General features: G+C 52.4%; 16 protein-coding genes. 11 read left to right on the top strand and 5 right to left on the bottom strand.

Going from position 1 to position 18,625, the window contains the following annotated elements:
- The first annotated feature begins 9 nt into the window (after positions 1 to 9).
- On the top strand, positions 10 to 5,433 hold the full coding sequence (locus R70723_RS19775) for a diguanylate cyclase (RefSeq protein WP_039874633.1): 5,424 nt from the start codon (positions 10 to 12) through the stop codon (positions 5,431 to 5,433).
- A gap of 312 nt (positions 5,434 to 5,745) precedes the next feature.
- On the opposite strand, the gene R70723_RS19770 is transcribed toward R70723_RS19775, so the two are convergent.
- The 3 genes from R70723_RS19770 to R70723_RS19755 form a co-directional block, all read right to left on the bottom strand.
- Positions 5,746 to 6,678 (bottom strand): IS3 family transposase, encoded by a 933-nt coding sequence (locus tag R70723_RS19770; protein ID WP_052421140.1) that lies wholly within the window; start codon positions 6,676 to 6,678, stop codon positions 5,746 to 5,748.
- Positions 6,679 to 6,683: 5 nt separating this feature from the next.
- Positions 6,684 to 6,998 carry a helix-turn-helix domain-containing protein gene (locus R70723_RS19765; protein WP_052421141.1) on the bottom strand — a complete coding sequence of 105 codons (315 nt, stop codon included), beginning with the start codon at positions 6,996 to 6,998 and terminating at the stop codon, positions 6,684 to 6,686.
- Positions 6,999 to 7,398: 400 nt separating this feature from the next.
- Positions 7,399 to 8,436: an asparaginase gene (locus R70723_RS19755; RefSeq protein WP_047171169.1), complete on the bottom strand. Its 1,038-nt coding sequence runs from the start codon at positions 8,434 to 8,436 to the stop codon at positions 7,399 to 7,401.
- A gap of 151 nt (positions 8,437 to 8,587) precedes the next feature.
- Here R70723_RS19755 and R70723_RS19750 point away from each other — a divergent pair, with 151 nt between their 5' ends.
- The 5 genes from R70723_RS19750 to R70723_RS19730 all read left to right on the top strand — a co-directional run bounded on the left by R70723_RS19750 (position 8,588) and on the right by R70723_RS19730 (position 13,282).
- A complete protein-coding gene (locus R70723_RS19750; RefSeq protein WP_047171475.1) occupies positions 8,588 to 9,436 on the top strand; it encodes a GNAT family N-acetyltransferase in 849 nt (282 codons plus the stop codon).
- A gap of 43 nt (positions 9,437 to 9,479) precedes the next feature.
- Entirely contained in the window at positions 9,480 to 10,037 is a 558-nt protein-coding gene (locus R70723_RS19745; RefSeq protein ID WP_039874631.1) for a hypothetical protein, read from the top strand.
- Between the two features lie 129 nt (positions 10,038 to 10,166).
- A complete protein-coding gene (locus tag R70723_RS19740) occupies positions 10,167 to 11,372 on the top strand; it encodes a helix-turn-helix domain-containing protein (protein ID WP_047171168.1) in 1,206 nt (401 codons plus the stop codon).
- Between the two features lie 42 nt (positions 11,373 to 11,414).
- On the top strand, positions 11,415 to 12,461 hold the full coding sequence (locus R70723_RS19735) for an ABC transporter substrate-binding protein (protein ID WP_047171167.1): 1,047 nt from the start codon (positions 11,415 to 11,417) through the stop codon (positions 12,459 to 12,461).
- On the top strand, positions 12,458 to 13,282 hold the full coding sequence (locus R70723_RS19730; RefSeq protein WP_039874629.1) for an alpha/beta hydrolase: 825 nt from the start codon (positions 12,458 to 12,460) through the stop codon (positions 13,280 to 13,282). Before R70723_RS19735 ends, R70723_RS19730 begins: the two co-directional genes overlap by 4 nt.
- 121 nt (positions 13,283 to 13,403) lie before the next feature.
- Here R70723_RS19730 and R70723_RS19725 read toward each other — a convergent pair whose 3' ends face one another.
- On the bottom strand, positions 13,404 to 13,832 hold the full coding sequence (locus R70723_RS19725) for a PH domain-containing protein (protein WP_039874628.1): 429 nt from the start codon (positions 13,830 to 13,832) through the stop codon (positions 13,404 to 13,406).
- A gap of 135 nt (positions 13,833 to 13,967) precedes the next feature.
- On the opposite strand from R70723_RS19725, the gene R70723_RS19720 reads away from it, so the two are divergent.
- From R70723_RS19720 to R70723_RS33500, 3 genes are all read left to right on the top strand, one after another.
- On the top strand, positions 13,968 to 14,927 hold the full coding sequence (locus tag R70723_RS19720) for an ATP-binding protein (protein WP_039874625.1): 960 nt from the start codon (positions 13,968 to 13,970) through the stop codon (positions 14,925 to 14,927).
- 26 nt (positions 14,928 to 14,953) lie between these two features.
- Positions 14,954 to 15,826 carry a tetratricopeptide repeat protein gene (locus tag R70723_RS19715; RefSeq protein WP_039874624.1) on the top strand — a complete coding sequence of 291 codons (873 nt, stop codon included), beginning with the start codon at positions 14,954 to 14,956 and terminating at the stop codon, positions 15,824 to 15,826.
- 128 nt (positions 15,827 to 15,954) lie between these two features.
- Positions 15,955 to 16,137, top strand: coding sequence for a hypothetical protein (locus tag R70723_RS33500; RefSeq protein ID WP_305954251.1), 183 nt, complete (start codon positions 15,955 to 15,957; stop codon positions 16,135 to 16,137).
- Positions 16,138 to 16,220: 83 nt separating this feature from the next.
- Here the strand turns inward: R70723_RS33500 and R70723_RS19710 are convergent, their stop codons facing one another.
- Positions 16,221 to 16,589 (bottom strand): hypothetical protein, encoded by a 369-nt coding sequence (locus R70723_RS19710; protein ID WP_039874622.1) that lies wholly within the window; start codon positions 16,587 to 16,589, stop codon positions 16,221 to 16,223.
- 229 nt (positions 16,590 to 16,818) lie between these two features.
- On the opposite strand from R70723_RS19710, the gene R70723_RS19705 reads away from it, so the two are divergent.
- The gene (locus R70723_RS19705; RefSeq protein ID WP_039874621.1) at positions 16,819 to 17,949 is read left to right on the top strand and encodes a stalk domain-containing protein; all 1,131 of its coding nucleotides are present in this window, start codon (positions 16,819 to 16,821) and stop codon (positions 17,947 to 17,949) included.
- A 32-nt stretch (positions 17,950 to 17,981) separates the two neighbouring features.
- On the top strand, positions 17,982 to 18,527 hold the full coding sequence (locus R70723_RS19700) for a hypothetical protein (RefSeq protein WP_179088018.1): 546 nt from the start codon (positions 17,982 to 17,984) through the stop codon (positions 18,525 to 18,527).
- The last annotated feature ends 98 nt before the right edge of the window (positions 18,528 to 18,625 follow it).

Below are 18,625 nucleotides of genomic sequence, written 5' to 3'. Positions count from 1 at the left end.
GGAGTGGGCATGATTGCGTTGGACAACTATCAGGTCCTGGAGACCATTTCAGATCAGTATGCGAAATCGGTTTACAGGTGCGGAGATCCTTTATCCGGTGATACGGTTATTTTAAAAGTATTAAAAGCGGAATTCACCAGTCCCGAGGCAGTGATGAGATTCAAGCAGGAGTACAGGCTGCTGAAGGAGCTTAGCGCACGGCTCGATGGCGTAATCAAACCCCTTAAGCTCGAGGAAAAGAACGGTTTTTATGTAATGGTGCTGGAGGATATCCACGGGCGCTCGCTCAAGGAGATTATGGAGACGGAGATTCCGGATACCGCAACACTTCTGAGGCTTGCCATTAAAATAGTAGATATTCTCGGTGCGGTGCATGAGCAGAATGTCATTCACAAGGATATTAAGCCCTCCAATATTATCTGGAACCGGGAGCAGGACGTGGTGCAGCTGATCGATTTTGATCTGGCTGTGAAGCTCCCGAAGGAGAAGCAGGAATTTCAGAACAGCGGGGTGCTTGAGGGCAGCATCCAGTATATATCGCCTGAGCAGACCGGCCGTATGAACCGCAATATCGATTACCGGAGTGATTTTTACTCGCTGGGTGTGGTGCTCTATGAGCTAATGACCGGAAGCAGGCCTTACAGTACGCAGGAGATGCTGGAGCAGATCTACTCCATTATTGCCAAGGAAGCAGTCCCTCCGCATCAGCTGACCGGCGGCAGAGTGTCATCCGAGCTTTCAGGCATCATAATGAAGCTGATGGAGAAGTCCTCCGAAGAGAGATACCGCAGCACCTACGGGATCAAAGCCGATCTGAAAAAGGTGCTTGCCGGAGAAGCGGGCTTTGTGGTTGGTGCGGAAGACCGGTATAATGTGTTCCGGATTCCGCAAAAAATATACGGCCGGGAAGCGGAGCTGGCCAGGCTAACAGAAGCCTTCCGGCAAAGTGTCAGCGGCCAGCCGCAGCTGATGCTGGTTACCGGTGAGGCCGGTGTCGGCAAAACAGCACTGGTGCATGAGCTGCACAAGTCCATCAGCGAGGAAAAGGGCTGGTTCGCCGAAGGGAAGTTTGACCAGTATAACCGCAACATTCCTTTCAGCGCTATCACTGAAGCCTTCCGCCGGCTGATCAGCCAGCTGCTTGATAATCCGGACAGTGAATTTAAGCAGCGGATTGCACACTCCCTGGCCTCAGGATTGGACGGGAACGGCAGCCTGATTGCAGGCCTGATCCCGGAGCTGGCTGACTGGATTGGCATACAGCCTGAGATGGAGCCGCTTAATCCAGCCGAGGAGACGAACCGGTTCTTTCTTACCTTTGCCAAATTTATTGAAGGCATCACCTTAAATGAACGTCCGCTGGTATTGTTCCTGGACGATGTACAGTGGGCAGATTATTCCAGCCTGCAGCTTGTGGAGCGTCTGCTGCTGGATCACCAGCTGCGCAGGCTGTTCATAGTCTGCTCGTACAGGGGGAACGAAATCCATGAAGGGCATCCGCTGTTAACCTCTGTTGCAAAGATCGAAAAAAGCCGGGAGGTAGGGGTGATTACCCTTCAGCCCCTGACTGTACTTGACGTGAATCAGCTTATATCAGATACACTATTCAGTCCGCGTGAGCGTGTGGATATGCTGGCGGAAGTGATTTACAAGCGGACGAAGGGCAATTCGTTTTTTGTCAGTGAACTGCTGAAGGAACTATACCGCAGCGGATATCTGTACTTTGATGAGCTGCAGGGGAGCTGGAGCTGGCAGCTGGAGCAGATTCTAAGCTTGCCGGTAAATGAGAATATTGTTGAGTTTCTGATGAGGAAGTTGATTAATCTGCCTCAGGAGGTCCGTAATATGCTGATGCTGGGTGCGGCTTCGGGCAGCATGTTCGATTTCAGCCTGCTGAAGCTGATCAGCGGAGAGCCGCGGGGCAGCATCGCCCGGGCTATTGCCTCTGCGGTTGATGAGGAGCTGATTATACCGTCAGATGCCAGCTATGCGATATTCTCGGGTTATCTGGACGAGAATTCTTCAGAGCCGGAGCCGGAGCTGGCTATTTCATTCCGTTTTGCCCACGACCGTATTCAACAGGCCTTTTATCAGATGATTGAGGAAAGTGAACGCCGGCAGCTTCATCTTAAAATCGGTAAAGCACTGCTTGATCATCTGCCTCAGGATAAGGCGGAAGAACGGATTGTGGATATTGCCGCCCATATGAACAAGGGGCTGGAATTTATCCGGACCCGGGCTGAAATCACTGAGGTAATCAGGCTTAACCTGCGGGCTGCCCGTAAAGCCAAGGCGGCCTTCGGTTATGATTCCGCCTATGCACTGCTCGAAGCGGTGCTGCCGCAGCTGCCTGATAATGCCTGGGAGGATGCGGAGCTTCCTGCTGCCGGGATTTACAGGCTGCTGGCCCAGTGCGGTTATCTTACACATCATATTGCTGAAGCGGATGCTGCCTGCGCTGTACTGCTGCAGCACACCTCCGGAAAAATGGACCGTGCCGGGATTTATGAGCTGCAGGCTGACCATTATATGTACCTGGGCATGATGAAGGAGGCAATCACCTCCGGAAGACAGGGGCTGCAGGAGATGGGCATACAGATCCCGCAGCGTGTCGGAATGGCCTCCGTACTGAAGGAGCTGGTGAAGATCAAGGCTGCGCTCCGGGGCAGGACAGCCGATGATATCTTCGCCTCCCGTGAGATGAAGGACCCGGAAATGCTGCTGATCATGAGGCTGCTGATTAATTTCATCCCGCCGGCTTTTATCTCAGGTGAGACTTCACTGTTTGGCCTGGCAGTGCTTAAAAAGGTTGGTTTAACGCTGAAGCACGGCAATTCACCTGAATCTGCTATTGCTTTTATCGGCTATTCCATGCTGCTGTCCGGATTCGGCGATGTGAAGGGCGCGTTTGAATTCGGCCGGCTGGGCATCCGGATTAATGACAAGTTCAATGACCTTCAGTGGCGGGGAGCCGCTCATGTATTGTACACCCTGTTCAGCCATGCCTGGACAGAGCCGTGGGACACTCTGCAGGACTGGTTCACAACCTCGATAGAAGCCAGCCTGCGGACTGGGGACCTGCTCTACCTGGCTCATTCCTGCTTCTACGTTAACCTGTGGAATCCGGAGATGGATCTGGCAGCTAACCTCCAGGAAAGCAACCGGATGATTGCCATGATCGAGAGCACCAAATATAAGGAATCGCTGGCAACCGCGCAGCTGGTCCGGCAATACTACCGCAATTTGCTCGGGGAAATGGGTGACAGCCGCTCGTTCAGCGATGATTCCTTTGACGAGGAAAGCATGCTGCAGGATTTGGAGCAGGCTAAATACAACTCCGGTATTGCGATTTATTATATCTACAAAATGAAGCTATTGTTCACCTATGAAAGCTACGGGGAAGCATTAGTCTATATCGACAAGGCCTATGATATTATCGGTGCGCTGTCCGGCTCTGCTTTTATGGAGGAATTTTCGCTCTACACCTTCTTGAATCTGGCCTACAGCTATCCCGGCCTGCGCGGTGCGGCCCGGAGCAAGGCAAGACGGAGGATGAAGAAGGAGCTCGGCAGAGTCCGCAAATGGGCGGGGCATGCTCCGGGCACCTTCAGGCAGCATGAAATGCTGATGAAGGCGGAATGGGCGCGGATCTCAGGACAGGATGATGAAGCCGGGAAGTATTATGACCTGGCAATTGAGGCCAGTGAGCAAGGCACCTTCGTCAGGTATAAGGCTCTGGCCAATGAGCTAGCTGCCAAATTTTATTATGCCAAGCAGTTTAATGAGTTTGCCGCCTATCTGCTCAGACAGTCCGTGTACTACTATTCTATATGGGGCGCCAAGGCCAAGATCCAGTTCCTGAAGGGGCAGTACCCGGACATTGTCCGTAAAATCAATACCAAGGAATTTTTGCATGGGCGGACTGTATCGGATTATACAGAAAGCATTGACCTCGATTCCATGATTCTGGCCTCCCAGGCCATTTCCAAGGAGATTGAGCTGGACAACCTGCTTGAGGCGCTGATGCAGATCGTCATCAAAAATGCCGGGGCACAGCGCGGCTGCATCCGGATGACCGGCAGCTCAGGGCTGCTGGTAGAAGGCGAATATCTGGCAGATGAGGATAACATTTCTGTCAGGGTACAGAGCCGCAGCAGCTTCAGCAGGCTGCCTGACTCCATCCTGCGGCAGGTTGAAGAGAGCGGAGAGACGCTGATCTATAATGACGCTTTTTCGGAGACCCAGTTCGTGAACGATCCTTATATCGTGGAGCACCGGCCAAAGTCAATGGTTTGTATGCCGCTTATCAACCAGAACAAGACAGTTGCTGTCATCTACCTGGAGAATAATCTGGTGACCGGCGTGTTTACGAAGGAACGGATGAAGATCATTAATCTGCTGTCGCGGGAAATGGTGTTCTCCCTGGAGAACGCCAGCCTGTACTCGGAGCTGGAGCGTTCGGAGGAAAAATACCGCGAGCTCGTTAACAACATGCAGGACGGCATTTTTATTACGCAGAACTTCATATGCAAATATGTTAATGAAGCACTGGCCGGAATGCTTGGCTATGAAGTGGAGGAAATGCTGGAACAGCCGTTTGGCAGCTTCCTCAGTCCGGAAGAGCGCGAGAAGGTCATGCATTATTACAGCCGGAGGGTGGAGGGCAAATCCGCGCCCTTTGAGTATGAGACCAGACTGCTGCATAAGGACCAGACCCATGAGATTATCGTTATTCACAAGGTCGCATTGATCAATTACATGGACAATCTGGCTATCCAGGGGACGGTAAAGGATATTACCCAGCGTAAGCAGGCAGAGGAAGAGCTGCTGCGGCACAAGGAGCATCTGGAGGAGCTGGTTGCAGAGCGGACCAAGGAGCTTGAGCTGAACAACGAGGAGCTCAACCGGTACATCGGGATGATTGAGCAGATTTCGAACACGGACGAGCTGACCGGCCTGTATAACCGCAGATTTTTCAATAAAGTGTTTGCAGAGGAAGTTGAGAAGGCGACGGTTTCGCAAAAATATCTGACCTACCTGATGATCGACATCGATTATTTCAAAAAATACAACGATACCTACGGCCATTACGAAGGCGATAACGTGCTCCGCAGAGCAGGCACTATGCTCCATGAGCTTGCGGAACGGGCTGACGGCTTCGCTATCCGGCTTGGCGGTGAAGAGTTTGGCATTATAGTTACCGGCTTCACTCCCGTACAGTCAAGGGAATATGCCGAGACCATCCGCCGGAGTATTACCGATCTGAAGATACCGCACGCAATGAGCCCGCAGTTCGGCATACTGACCGTTTCGATCGGCGTAGCCTGTGTCCAGGTCGGCGATACCGGGGAAGAGGATGTTTACAAGCTTGCTGATGATGCCCTGTACCAGTCCAAGGCCGCAGGGAGGAACCGGGTTACATTGTTCCAATAATGAATGCAGACCCTCCGGTGCTTTGATGACCGGAGGGTCTGCTGTGCTTCCGGTTCTGCCGGGGGCCGGTGAGTGAATGTGGAGGACCGGCTCAATTGGCCGGACGAGCGAAAGGAGGGGCACAAATGCCCTTGATCTCGCTCGAAACGAGCAAATGGACGAAATGAGAGGCAAAAGTGCCCTTGATTTCGCTCGAAATGGGCAAGTGGGCGAAATGAGAGGCAAAAGTGCCCTTGATTCCGGCCCAAACGGTGAGACCCCCTTATCCCGGAGTCCTCAGTATAAAACCGGTACTTGTCGTAGCTATGCTCTTTATTTCGCTTTTTTCCTCGGCCAGAAGAAGGCGGACCGGTCTTCTAGGCCCATGACCCACTCTGAAAATTCAACCGGTGGCATGTTGCGAAGGCTGGTGTGCATTCTCCGGTTGTTGTAGAAATCCATGTACCGGTCCACGGCTTCATAGGCCTCGTCGAACGTTTCGAATGCCTCTTTACGGAACAAATCCCGATCAATATTACTGTGGAACGATTCAATAAAAGCATTTAAATCCGGTGTTCGAGGCGGAATGCGTTCATGAGTCATTTCCCAGCTTTCACACATGTCACCAAACAGGTGGCTGACGAACTGTGGGCCGTTGTCGGTGCGGATCACCGGGCGTGCACTGTCCTGGGCGCAGTGCTGCTCCATGGCGCGTCCCAGCGTCTGGCAGGCGTGCTTGGCCTCACACGACGATCCGCGGTGGTAGCCGACGATGACACGGGTAAACACATCGATAATGCTCAGGACGAAGAAATGCCGGTCCCGGCCCGCCACGTACCCGTACTTAATGTCCATCTGCCAGAGCTGACCCGCTCCGGTAATAACCCGGTTCTCCGGCAGCTTCCGGGGATGCTTAAAGCGCTTGTGACGCTGGGGCTGCAGGATCTCCAGCGCCTGACACAGCCGGTAGCTTTTCTTGTGATTGAGCTTAAGGCTGTGCTGGTTCCATAAGCACTTGGCCAGGAGCTTGTACCCGTACACGTGCTCTTCTCCAGCGACCAGTTCCAGAAGCATTTCCTGGATCTGCCCGTCGCTAATCTTCTCTCCAGACTCGGTCAGGGAATAGCCGGGTACGGGTCTTCCGCGCCCCTGAGGTACGGCCTGGGCATCCTGTGACTTGCGTTTCTTACGGTCGTAATACGTAGACTCTGCTAGCCCCACGAGACGTAGTACCAACGCTGCTTTATTCCCCTGCTTAATGAACATATCGGCTACCTCGATTTTTTCGGATAAGCAGGGGTTGGCTTTTTTAGCAGTTCACGCAAAATCTCAATCTCTAGCTCCTTTTCACCGAGGATCTTCACAGCCTTCTCGTATTTCTGCTCGACATCCAGCAGGCGTTTCAGTTCCTCCACCTGATCTTGGGGATACGGATGATCTTGTTCCCCATGGGCTTCCCGGTAATCTCTCACCCACTGATTCACCGTCGATGGGGTCACTCCATACTTTCGGGCAACCACCGCTGCCTTAATGCCAGACAACACCTCTTGCGCGGCCTTCTCTCTTGTTCCTGTTAAGTGTCCCATACCGTTCATCCTCCTCCTGTATCTAGTCTACATTTTTGTGGGGGAGGACTCCAACTTCTTTAGGGGGCTGTGGAGCAAACGGCCGAATGGGCAAAATGAAGGGCATAAATGCCCTTGATTCCGGCCCAAACAGCCGAATGGGCAAAATAAAGGGCACAAATGCCCTTGATTCCGGCCCAAACAGCCGGACGAGCAAAATGAAGGGCATAAATGCCCTTGATTCCGGCTCAAACAGCCGAACGGGCAAAATGAAAGGCACAAATGCCCTTGTTTCCGGCCTAAACGGCCGAATGGACAAAATAAAGGGCGAAACTGCCCCACATCCCCAGTGGCCGGCGTTTAACCGACCGTGCACCGCAAAAAGACAGCCGCCCGTCAAATTCTGCGGGCGGCTGTTTTTTTAATACACATTAAACATTTCGGCAATATCATCATACTGCGTCGTCTGGGTCAGGGCCAGCGAGAGGAGGATACGCGCTTTTTGCGGGACCAGACTGTTGCAGGGAATTGAGTTGGCGGAAAGGTCGATATAGGTGTCCTTTAGGGTGATACCGCTGGAAATCCGCGAGCACCGGACAACCGGAATGTTGTTATCCTTCAGCTCGCCAACCTTATCGATCCACGGCTTGCTGTAGATGCCCCCGCCTGCTCCGGCAATGACGATTCCTTTGGAAATCGTGGAGAGGTAGTCAAGTATGCCGGGATCGGCATCCACATGGAAGTAGGCGACAGACACCTCAGGCAGCCCGCTGAGCGCAGAGACGTCGAACTGGGAGGCGGTCGTATGCTTTTTCAGGGAACGGGTATAGAAAAAAGCCTCACTGTCGCGCATATACCCCAGGCAGCCGAAATCCCGCTCATCAAAAGCATTGGCTTTAAAGGTATTTACCTTCTGCACATCCCGGCCGCTATAGATGCCTTCCGCGAACACGACCATTACCCCCTGACCGGTTGCCTCCGGATTAGCAGCGAGAGCCACCGACTGGAACAGATTCAGCGGACCGTCCGGGCTGATGGCTGTAGCAGGGCGCATGGAACCGGTGATAATGACCGGCTTGTCGGTTTTGATGACTAGGTTCAGAAAGTAGGAGGTTTCGTCGAGCGTGTCCGTTCCATGGGTGATGACAAAGCCATGAATATCCTCCCGCTGCGCTAACGTGTTAATAATGGAGGCTAGCGTCAGCCAGTGCTGGCTGGTAATATCGGCACTGCCCAGATTGCTCACCTGAATACCAATACAGTTAGCTACACGCTCCAGGTGGGGCACACTGTCCAGCAGATCCTGGATCGGCAGGGCGCCTGGCTCGTAATTTAAGGTTTTATGGGCTTCCCCACTGCCGGCGATGGTTCCTCCGGTTGCGAGAATGACCACATTTTTGAGATTCGGATTATAAAAAGGAGAGGCTGTAAAATTGACTTCCGGAGTTGGGATGATCATGAGTACGTTCCTTTCGGTCTAAACTATTATGTGAGAACGCTAACTTATAATCAGCAAGAAGTCAACAGGTTTTTAACAAAGGAAAAAATTCCCTATAGGCCGAATATATAGAAGGATGAAAAATACGGATAAACGGAGCAGAGGTGAAGAAATGATTGAGCTGGATTCCGGTAAGTATACTCTTGTCCGGCCGCTGCTGGACTTGGCAGAAATCAACACATTGTTTGCAAGGACAGTTCTGGAGCAAAAGATCACCGGCAAGGTCTATACGGATGACGCCGACAATCCGCGCGCTTATTATATAGCTCATCCCTACGGGATGTCGCTTGTGCTCGGAGATACCGGTAATGATGCTTTTATCCGCGCGGTTAGTGAATACATAACGAATCAGAATGGCAGCAGGCGCACGGCAGAATGGCTGCAGGCGGATCCGGCAGGAGAATGGACAGGTGTCGTCGATAGCATAATGGCCTCCCATAATAGTGCGGCAGGGCTTGATGCCGGTTTACAGGAGGAGGCTGGCTCAAGAGTGATTCAACGTAATACCAGAGTCAATTTTAGCCTGGACCGGACTGCATTTTCAGCTGCAAAAAAAGCTTCCGGCAGACAGCCGGCTCACCCCGTACCTATGACCGGAGAGCATTTTACGGCGCTGGACCAGGGAGTGGTTCCGCGGTTTTTTTGGCGGGATGCGGCACATTTTACGGCTGAAGGCGCAGGCTTCGTACTGCTGGAGAACGGTGAAATAGCCGCTGCCGCATTTTCTTCCTGCCTTTCTGGCGGCCAACTGGAGATTGGAATAGAGACTATGCCGGCTCACCGGGGAAAAGGCTGCGCTTTTGCAGCCAGTCTGGCGCTGATTGAGTACTGCCTGGACCGCGGACTGGAATCGGTCTGGGCCTGCCGGCTGGAGAATACCGGTTCCTACCGTCTTGCGCAAAAGCTGGGCTTCCGCCCGGTGCGGACACTTCCCTATTATCGCCTTGCATACGAAACTTAGCGCTTTAGGGAAGAAAGCTAATCAGCAGGCAGGGGGAAACGGAATGTTCAGGAGAATGGTGATATTAAATATGCTGCTATTGTTGTTTCTTCTAACTGCCTGCAGCCCGTGGAAAGGCGGCGAGAATACAACAAGGCCCCGGGTTACCATTCTGGCAAAAGGCTTTGAAATTCCAGCGGCGGTTAATCCGGCAGAGGATGGAGAATCTGGCCGGGAACACCGCAAGGAGCAATACCGTGTCCTTATTGAGCAGACGAAAGAAGCGGAAATCCCTTATGTCCAGCTTGGCGAGACTGTTGAGATTCTTCTGGGTGAGGAGCTCAGTGCTGATTATGTGCTGACCGATGTAATTCTGCTGCCGGACGGCGGCTACAAATACAAAATGCCGGATAACGGGCCAGAGACGGTTGTGATCCGCGAAGGATCAGGGGCCTTTGAGCTTGGTATCAATCCGGCGGCATTTTTGAGCTCGAACACGGCTGATTATGAGCCTGGTGCTACTATCCGCGGTTTTTGCCTGAAGGGTCTAAGCGGAGGTGAGCAGCAGGAAATCTTTTTTGTCCTCCGGACAGATGCCGGCAGTGTGGGACCAAGCCTGTAATACACAGTGGATGTTCATATTATGTAAGGAGAGGGGCGCCAATAGGCGCTCTTTTTGTTGATAAATACCAGGATAATGATTATCATTATCACTGATAAGAGTATTGCCTTTTGATATGGAGGGATTCCAATGGAGCGGGTACAACCGCTGGATATAAGCGCTACAATGACAGGCGAACGAATCGGACTGGAAGGGATACGGGCATATATGGCCGGCCATTTTCATGAGCCTCTGTCGGTTGACCAGCTGGCCGGGATGGCCGGCTTCAGGCCGAAATATTTCAGTGCACTGTTCAAAAAAACATACGGGCAAAGTGTAATGGATTATTTAACCGGTCTGCGGCTCAGCAGAGCGAAGCAATATTTGCAGGAATCCGGTTATCTGCTGCGGGAAATTGCCCAGCTGGTCGGGTACAGCGATGAGTTCTACTTCAGCCGCAAATTTAAAAAAGAAGTCGGAATGCCGCCATCCGCCTTCGTCCGCCGGCAGAAGCAGCGGATTGCCGCCTGCTCTGCTGCGGCTACCGGACAGCTGCTGGCACTGGGCATCATCCCTGCGGCAGCACCGCTCGATGCGAAATGGACCCATTATTATTATAATAAGTACTATTCGCTCATTGAGACGCATCTCAGAGTTGATCTGCTCGACCGGGAGATAGAATACGACAAGCTGCTCCGGTCTCGGCCGGATGCGGTTATCGGACATGCCAGGATGGCTGAGGAATGGCGGGAGTCTCTGCTGCGAAATGCCCAGACCGTATTTATACCCCGGGAGCAGGGCCGCTGGGATGAACAGCTGCAGGAGCTGGCGGATTTTCTGGACAGGAAGCCGCAGTGCAGGCAGTGGCTTGAGCTCTACGAGCGGAAGGCCGGGCTGATTAGAGAGCGGGTTTCAGCGGCCGTGGGGGAGGACAAAGTGACCGTGCTGCGGCTCAGCGGTGACCAGCTGTATGCTTATTGTAACCGCGGGATTCAGGATGTGCTGTATGGGCAGCTTGGCTTATGTCCGGCATATGTTCATTCATCATCACTCTATAATGAACCTGTCTCATTCAGTGAGCTTCAGGAGCTGGACCCGCAGCGGCTGCTGCTGTTAATCTGTCCGGATTCCCCGACCCGGATGAGCTGGCTGTCCCTGCAGCATAATGAGAGCTGGTGCACGCTCCAGGCTGTACGCAACAGGCATGTCTATCTGCTGCCCTCCGATCCGTGGTTTGAATATTCTGCAGTGGCTATAGACCGGATGCTGGAGGAGACGCTGCTGATGTTTACCGGAAATTGTCCAAAGCCTCAGGAGGACAAAGTCCATGGTTACCCGGATTCATATCCATTATAATCTCCATTAATGAGAACGATTATCATTAGGGGGAGATCCATTATGCAAGACAAGCTTATTTCAGCCGGCACAATAAGAAAGGCACTGCTTCCGGCTTCACTCAGCCTGCTGCTTGCGGCAGCGCTGCTAAGCGGCTGCAGTCAGGATGCAGCAAACGAAGGAGCGGACAATGCAGCCTCTGCAGCTGCCGCCGCAAGCGCACAGCCTTCCGCTGAAGCTGCTGCTGAGCCGACTGCTGCAGCACCGGCTGAAGCCGCTTATCCGCTTACTGTCACAGATGAACTGGGCCATGAGCTGACGCTGGAAGCGGCGCCGCAGCGGATTTTTGCCCCGTATCTGGAGGATTCCCTGGCCGTGCTGGGCGTAAAGCCTGTGGCCCAGTGGGCGAACAACGGGCAGGGCCAGGCCTATCTGCAGGACAAGCTTGCCGGAGTGCCGCTGCTCGACTTTAACAGCGGACTGCCCTCACCGGAGGTCATCATGGATCTGCAGCCGGATCTGATTGTGCTGCACAACGCCAATTATGCGGAGAACGGGGTATACGAGCAGTACTCTAAGATCGCCCCGGTCTATGTATTCAAACAGGCAGCTGGTGATCTCGACAGCTCAGTAACCATCCTCGGTGAGCTGATCGGGAAGCAAGAGGCAGCAGCGGAGGGGTTGGCAGCCTATCATCAGAAGGTTGAAGCTGCCAAAGCGGAGCTTGCCCCGCTTCTGGACGGCAAAAAGGCGTTAATCATCCGCTTCAATGCAAGAGGCATGTTCCTGATGGGCAGTGTGTACGGCGGATTCGTGCTGGCAGACCAGCTGGGCATTGCCAAAAGCGAGCTGGTCGCAGCCGAGAACAGCCTGGAGCTGTCACTGGAGCTGCTGCCGCAGATCGATGCTGACTACATCTTCCTGGCTAATGACACAGCCAACAGCGGAGAGACCTTCTACAATGAGCTGACCGGAAGCACTCTCTGGAAAAGCATCCCTGCCGTTCAGGCCGGACAGGTATTCAATGTAGATGACCGCTACTGGCTTGGCGGAGGCGTGGTCGCTTACAGCAATGTTATCGACGATGTGCTGGAGCTCATCGCGCCATGAGCAGTGTTAAGGAACGATCCTATCCGCATCAAGGCTGCGAGGAAATTGTAATGACCGCCGGTCCGCATAAGCTGGAATACCGGCTCCTGCTGGCACATCCCGCCGGTGAAGCTCCGCCCGGGGGATACCCGGTAATCTATGCCCTGGACGGTCACGCTGTTTTCCACACCCTGGCTGAAGCCGCCCGGCTGCAGACACGTAAGCCGCACGGCTTCGACCCGGTGCTGATTGTTGCGGTCGGCTATCCGTCCGGCGAGCCGTTTGATATGACCCGCCGCTGCTTTGATTTCACAATGCCGGTGCAGCCAGATACGCTGCCGCAGCGTCCCGATGGCACGGACTGGCCGGAGCACGGCGGTGCCGACAGCTTTCTTGAGCTGCTGGAGGAGGAGATTATGCCGGTGATTACCGGACAGTTTCCGGTGGACCGCAGCCGTCAGGCTGTGTTCGGACATTCGCTCGGCGGGCTGCTCGTTCTCCATGCCCTGTTTACCAGACCGGCGCTGTTCACACACTATGCAGCCGGCAGCCCTTCCTCCTGGTGGGGGGATTATAAGGTTCTGAAGGAGCTGGATGCCTTTGCTGCCGGGTATCCTTCGCTGGAGCTGCAGCGCCGGCTGCTGATTACGATCGGTGCTGAAGAGCTTGAGCATATGGTCGAGGATGCAGAGAAAGTATATGACCTGCTGAAGCCGCTTGACGGACAAGGGCTATCGGCCTCTCTGGTGAAGTTTGCCGGTGAGAGCCATGTCAGCGTTCTGCCGGCAGCACTCAGCCGTCTGCTGAAGTTCGCGCTGGAGAAGCAGCAGGGTTCAAGCTGAAGTGAGCTGGACAGCTCTGACTGCAGCTAAACCAAACCACAAAAAACCTCTCTTACTCAAATGGAGCCTCTGTTGCCGCCATTTGAGTGTAAGAGAGGTTTTTAGCTTTCTTTTAAATCAATCAGCCGTTCAAACGCTTATGGTTCTCATGGGCAATGCTGATAAGTGCAGTGTAGAGCGGCTGTACGTTGAACTTTTTGGCGAATTCAAATTTATAGGCAGCGGTCTGCAAATTGTTAGATTTATGATAAGGGGAGGTAATATAGTGAAGGATGATCTCGCAGTCGTCAAATCCGGTGCCGCCGGTCTCCATGGTTACTTCATAAATAGAGCTGAGATGAATGGACGCGACCCGTGTTTTCTTGCCGGTGACCCCCTGATGATCAATTAGAATCAGACGCTCATCTGTAATAATGAATGCATCGCGGACCAGCTTAAAGCCAGTGCGGATCTGCTCGTCAGGCATCAGATAAACTCCGTACTGGTTCATCAGCTCCGGAATCGTTACCTCTGAGTAGTTGCCTAGTAAACCGCCAAATAAATTAGCCATTATATTCCCTCCTGAGTGTCCGCGGTAAGCGGATATGCAATTGCTCATTGCTCTGTTAATATTCTCCAAACTGCGGGCTATCCCTGCACCGAAATATGGTAAACTTATTTCAATAATGATAGGGGTGAAATGCATATGGCGGATGAACATGATGAGCTGGCCGAGAAAAGACGCAAAAACCTGAAACTCATTCAATTCAGCAAAGAGGATAATGGATTAATTGAATCTGACAAGCCCAAAGAGACCTTTGCCGATGTCGGGGGCCTTGAGGATGTCAAAAAGAAAATCCGGATGAACTTCATCCTGCCGCTGCAGCAGCCGGAGCTGTTTGCCGCATACGGCAAGGAGGCAGGCGGCAGCCTGCTGCTGTACGGTCCTCCCGGCTGCGGCAAAACCTTCCTGGCGCGTGCGGTTGCGGGGGAGATTGAAGCCAATTTCATGCATATTGAGCTGCAGGCGATTCTGGCGATGTACGTAGGGCAGAGCGAAAATAACCTGCACAATATCTTCGCCAAGGCACGGGAGAATAAGCCCTGTGTCATCTTCATCGATGAGCTGGACGCCATGGGCGGCAGCCGGCATCAGATGCGCCAGCATCATGACCGGATGCTGGTCAATCAGCTGCTGCTGGAGCTGGACGGACTGCAGGCTGAGAATGATCAGGTGTTTGTAATCGGGGCGACCAATACCCCCTGGTATCTGGATTCTGCACTCCGCCGTCCCGGGCGCTTTAACCATCTGGTATTTGTTCCGCCGCCGGAGGAGGCGGAGCGGGAGACGATCCTCGGCCTGAAGCTGGCCGGCAAGCCGCAGGAGCCGTTTAATCTGTCCAAGCTTGCCGGAGAGACCAGATTTTTCTCCGGAGCCGACCTGGAGCAGGTAGTGAGCGACGCTGTTGAGTCTGCCATGGAGCGCACCTTTGAAACTGGGGAGATTCAGCCGATTACAGGCAGTGACCTGCGGCAGGCTGCTAAGGACCGCAAAGCGACTACGCTGGAATGGTTCGCCACTGCGCGGAACTACGCCACCTTCAGCGATGTGAACCGGGACTACCAGGTAGTTCTGGATTATGCCAAAAAGCACGGAATTAAATAGCACAGGCGGGACAGGAGGTCCTGAATATGGAGTATGAATCGAGCGGCTACGGATTGGCAGCTGTACATGAGCTTATGGAAATGAAGCGGTACAAGGAGGCTCTGGTTGAAGCGGAGCAGGTGTTGCGTGAGGACCCCGAGGATCCGGACGTATTTGCTATTATCGCTCATATCTATATTCTGCAGGAAAATTACGAAAAAGCGCAGCACTGGACAGGCGAAGCCCTGCGCCGTGATCCCGAGCAGCAGCTGGCCTGGTTTGTTCAGATCTGCATCTATTACGACACACAGAACTATAAAGCGCTGAACGAGGTTTTGCCGGAAGCGATGCGAGTAGATCCCTATGAGCCACATTACTATTTTATCAAGGCTAATCTGCTGAACAAACGGGCTAAATATAAGGAAGCGAGGGAGCAGCTGCTTCAGGCGCTGGAGCTGAGCCCGGAGAATGCTGTCTATCTGGCCACATTAAGCTATACAGAGGCGCTGCTGGGCAACATGGCTGAGTCGGTCAGCCTGGACCGGCAGGCGGTTCAGACCGGCGTAGAGAACGAATACGTTCTGCTCTATCTGGGCTGGGCGGCGGGCCACCGCGGGGATTATAAGCTGAAAGAGACATATATGAGAAATGCGGTCAGGCTCGATCCGGATGATAAGCAGCTGCGGGATGAGTTCCTGGAGTCACTGCAGCAGACCCATAAGCTGCTGGCTGTTTTTTTGTGGCCGACGAAATACTTCCGCAGACTGAAGCGCTGGCAGATTCTGACGCTTTGGATTGTTGCCTGGATTGTTTTTAGACCGCTGGTGCTGGTATTCCTGATTCTTTATTTCACGGCCAATATGGTGACTAAAGGAATCGTTCATGTGCAGGTGTACGGGTGGCAGAGAGCGAGGAAGTAATGATATAAGTACAGTGTAATGAGTGTTCCTGCGGCCGGATCAAAGGCTGAAGAACACTCTTTTTTATTTTAAATAGAGTATACATCGGCTGGTCTTGGTTAAAAATAGGAGAAATTACGAAGAAGGGAGTGGCGAATTTGGATATTACAATGGGATCGGATGAGGTCATCAGCCGGATCAAGCAGCTCCAGACGGGCGGAGGCAGCATCAACAAGAAGCAGGTTAAACAGCATGATCCGGAATTAATGCGGAGTGCCCTGTACTATTTTCCAAGCTGGGAGCATGCTGTAAAGAACGCGGGACTGCTGTAAATAGCGGATTCATGCAAAGAGCCGGGACTGCAGGACTATGAGGTCTGCAATCTGCGGCTCTTTGTGCTTATATTCACGTATTGTTAATCCGGGTTATTATTATGATCCTTGCAGATGGTCTGCCCTTGGATGGCCTTCATATTCAGCTGCAGCTCATTCATATAGTGATTGACCTTTAGCTGAAGATTACGGAGAATTTCAATCTGCATTTCATTTATCCGGTCTTCCGCGCAAAAAGCTGAGCAGGATAGCTGTCCGGCGCTATACGACTTTGTCTCATCCACTACAGTATTGAGCTTCTCTTTATAAATCCGCTTAACCGGACCATCCTCAGCCTTGATCTCATAATAACGGTTGGTCTCAAGCAGAAGCTTCCAATGGCTTACTGTGACGTCAAATGCGTCCTTTTCTACGGCTGCGGAGACTTTCACAATTTTTATATGACTTTTCATAGTGACTGCTCCTCCTGCGAACCCATTTACTTTATGGGTTTATTTCGCTTAAAACCTTAAGGAATTATATCATGTGAAGGGAGCTTTTCCCACTGGAATTTATGGTTAAATAGTTCATTAGGACTAAATATAAAGTTCCTGGTTTTCACAAAACCTGCATGCAACTTTTAGCTGCCCCAGGCGTCCAATATATTGAATGAATTAGAAAAATAAGGAAGGTGTGATATTTATGAAAAAAGGCTGGCTGCTGCTGCCTCTGCTTCTCCTGCTCCTGAGCTTTCCAGAGGTAACCTCTGCAGCTTCAACCGCTTATTTCAATGTGATCTGGAGTAATGGAGGTCAATCTACAAATCCTGCACTTCTAAAGGAAGGGACTGTCTATGCACGCGCCGGTCTGCTGGAGTCGGCCGGCCTGCAGGCTTCAAAGAGCAGCTCGCGCAGCGGCACCGTATATACTTATAACGGCTGGCAGAAATCGGTGACGGTTACTACAGGAAGTATAACGGCGAAGCTGGATGGTCAGACCGTCAGCCTTGGCGGTAAGCCTTTTATGCATAAGGACGAGCTGTATGTTCCGGCCCGATTTATTGTGCAGGCGTTAGGCGGGGAATCGGTAAGCTGGAATGCCAAGAGCAGTGTGTATACCGCGAAGAATATTCAAGCCTTTTCAAGCAGCAGTGCCGTTTATGGCGGGGTTACCTACACGGTTGATAAACAGACAGGAAAACTGTATACGCAAGGTCCGGCCGGAAAGCCCCGGCTAATTGCCAATCTGGGCTCTGAGCTGTACGACATGATCAGCTTTGATTTCCGCAAAACAGCTAAAGGCCTAATCTATCTTACGATTACAGATGTCTATGGTGAGCCGCATATCAACAACAAATGGTACACACTAATCATTAAGGACGGTATGGTAATCCGGCAGGCAAGTGTGGGCTATTGGATCCGTTACGGGGACAATGTGAAGCTGTACGGTGATAATCTCATTTTGACGGATGGGAAGAGTTTGAGAGTGATTGAGGACGGGACCGGGAAGGTAAAGGAGACACTTGATCTGGTCAAGCTTGGCGGGATCGAGGATAAGTATCTGGTCGAAGGGATGGATGAGGATTTCCTGCTGATCCGTCCTAATCAGAAGGGCCTGCTTATGCTGATTGACCGCAAGACCGGAAGCCAAACCCTGCTATATAAAGAGTTGCTTGATCCGGACCAGCAAGTGTATGCCGAAACGAATGACATCCCTTTTTACGGGGATCAGCTGCAGTTCACGGAGCGTAAAGGAAATGTGCTGCAGTTCAAGAATCTGGCGGTGCAGGACGGACGGATTTATGAATATGACTTGTTAAAGACCCGGCCTTAGGCCGGGTTTTTGACAACTGGGGAGGCAAGCGGATGACTGTGACATTGTATCATTATTACGAGAGGGCACTTGGGCCCTTTAAAAACCTGTCAGATCTGCCAGCCGTCCAGGCGGAGGAGGTGCTTGGTGCAATCAGGCGGAACAAGGAGGTCATGGCTTCACGCAGGCCGGACGGATACCTGGAAAGAAGAAGGGAGCTCGAGCAGCTGGCCCGGAGCCTGTTTATTGAAAAGGGCGGAAAGCCTGTCCGGGCAGCTCCGCATTATATGGTCATCGGTGAGTGTGAGTGGCTGAAATCCTGGTATGCCGAGGGAGCGGCCGTGTATATGCCTATTTCGGGTTTTGACACAGATACGCTGTCCTTTTCCTATGGAGATTTGTTTCCGACCTTCAGCCCCAAAGTACGTGACGGCAAGGAATATCGCGGAAAAGTGTATACCTACAGGGAGATTATATGGCTAATGGAGAAATACGGCCTGCCGCAGGTCTGGAACAAGGACGGTGCATACGGTCCTGAGAGATACATAGAGGTACAGGTCTGGGATGAGGGTCCGCTGAATATGTTAATGAAAGAGTGACAGGAGAAAAGAAGGACGGCTAGAAAAATGTGGAATATTAAACAGTCATGTATTACAATTAATCCGTTATTGCCCAGACAGGCATAAATAGACAGATT

It is taken from the genome of Paenibacillus sp. FSL R7-0273, from assembly GCF_000758625.1.
Lineage (GTDB): Bacteria > Bacillota > Bacilli > Paenibacillales > Paenibacillaceae > Paenibacillus_AQ.
The sequence above is the reverse complement of the archived record's forward strand: the minus strand, read 5'-3'. Positions and strand labels throughout refer to the sequence as shown.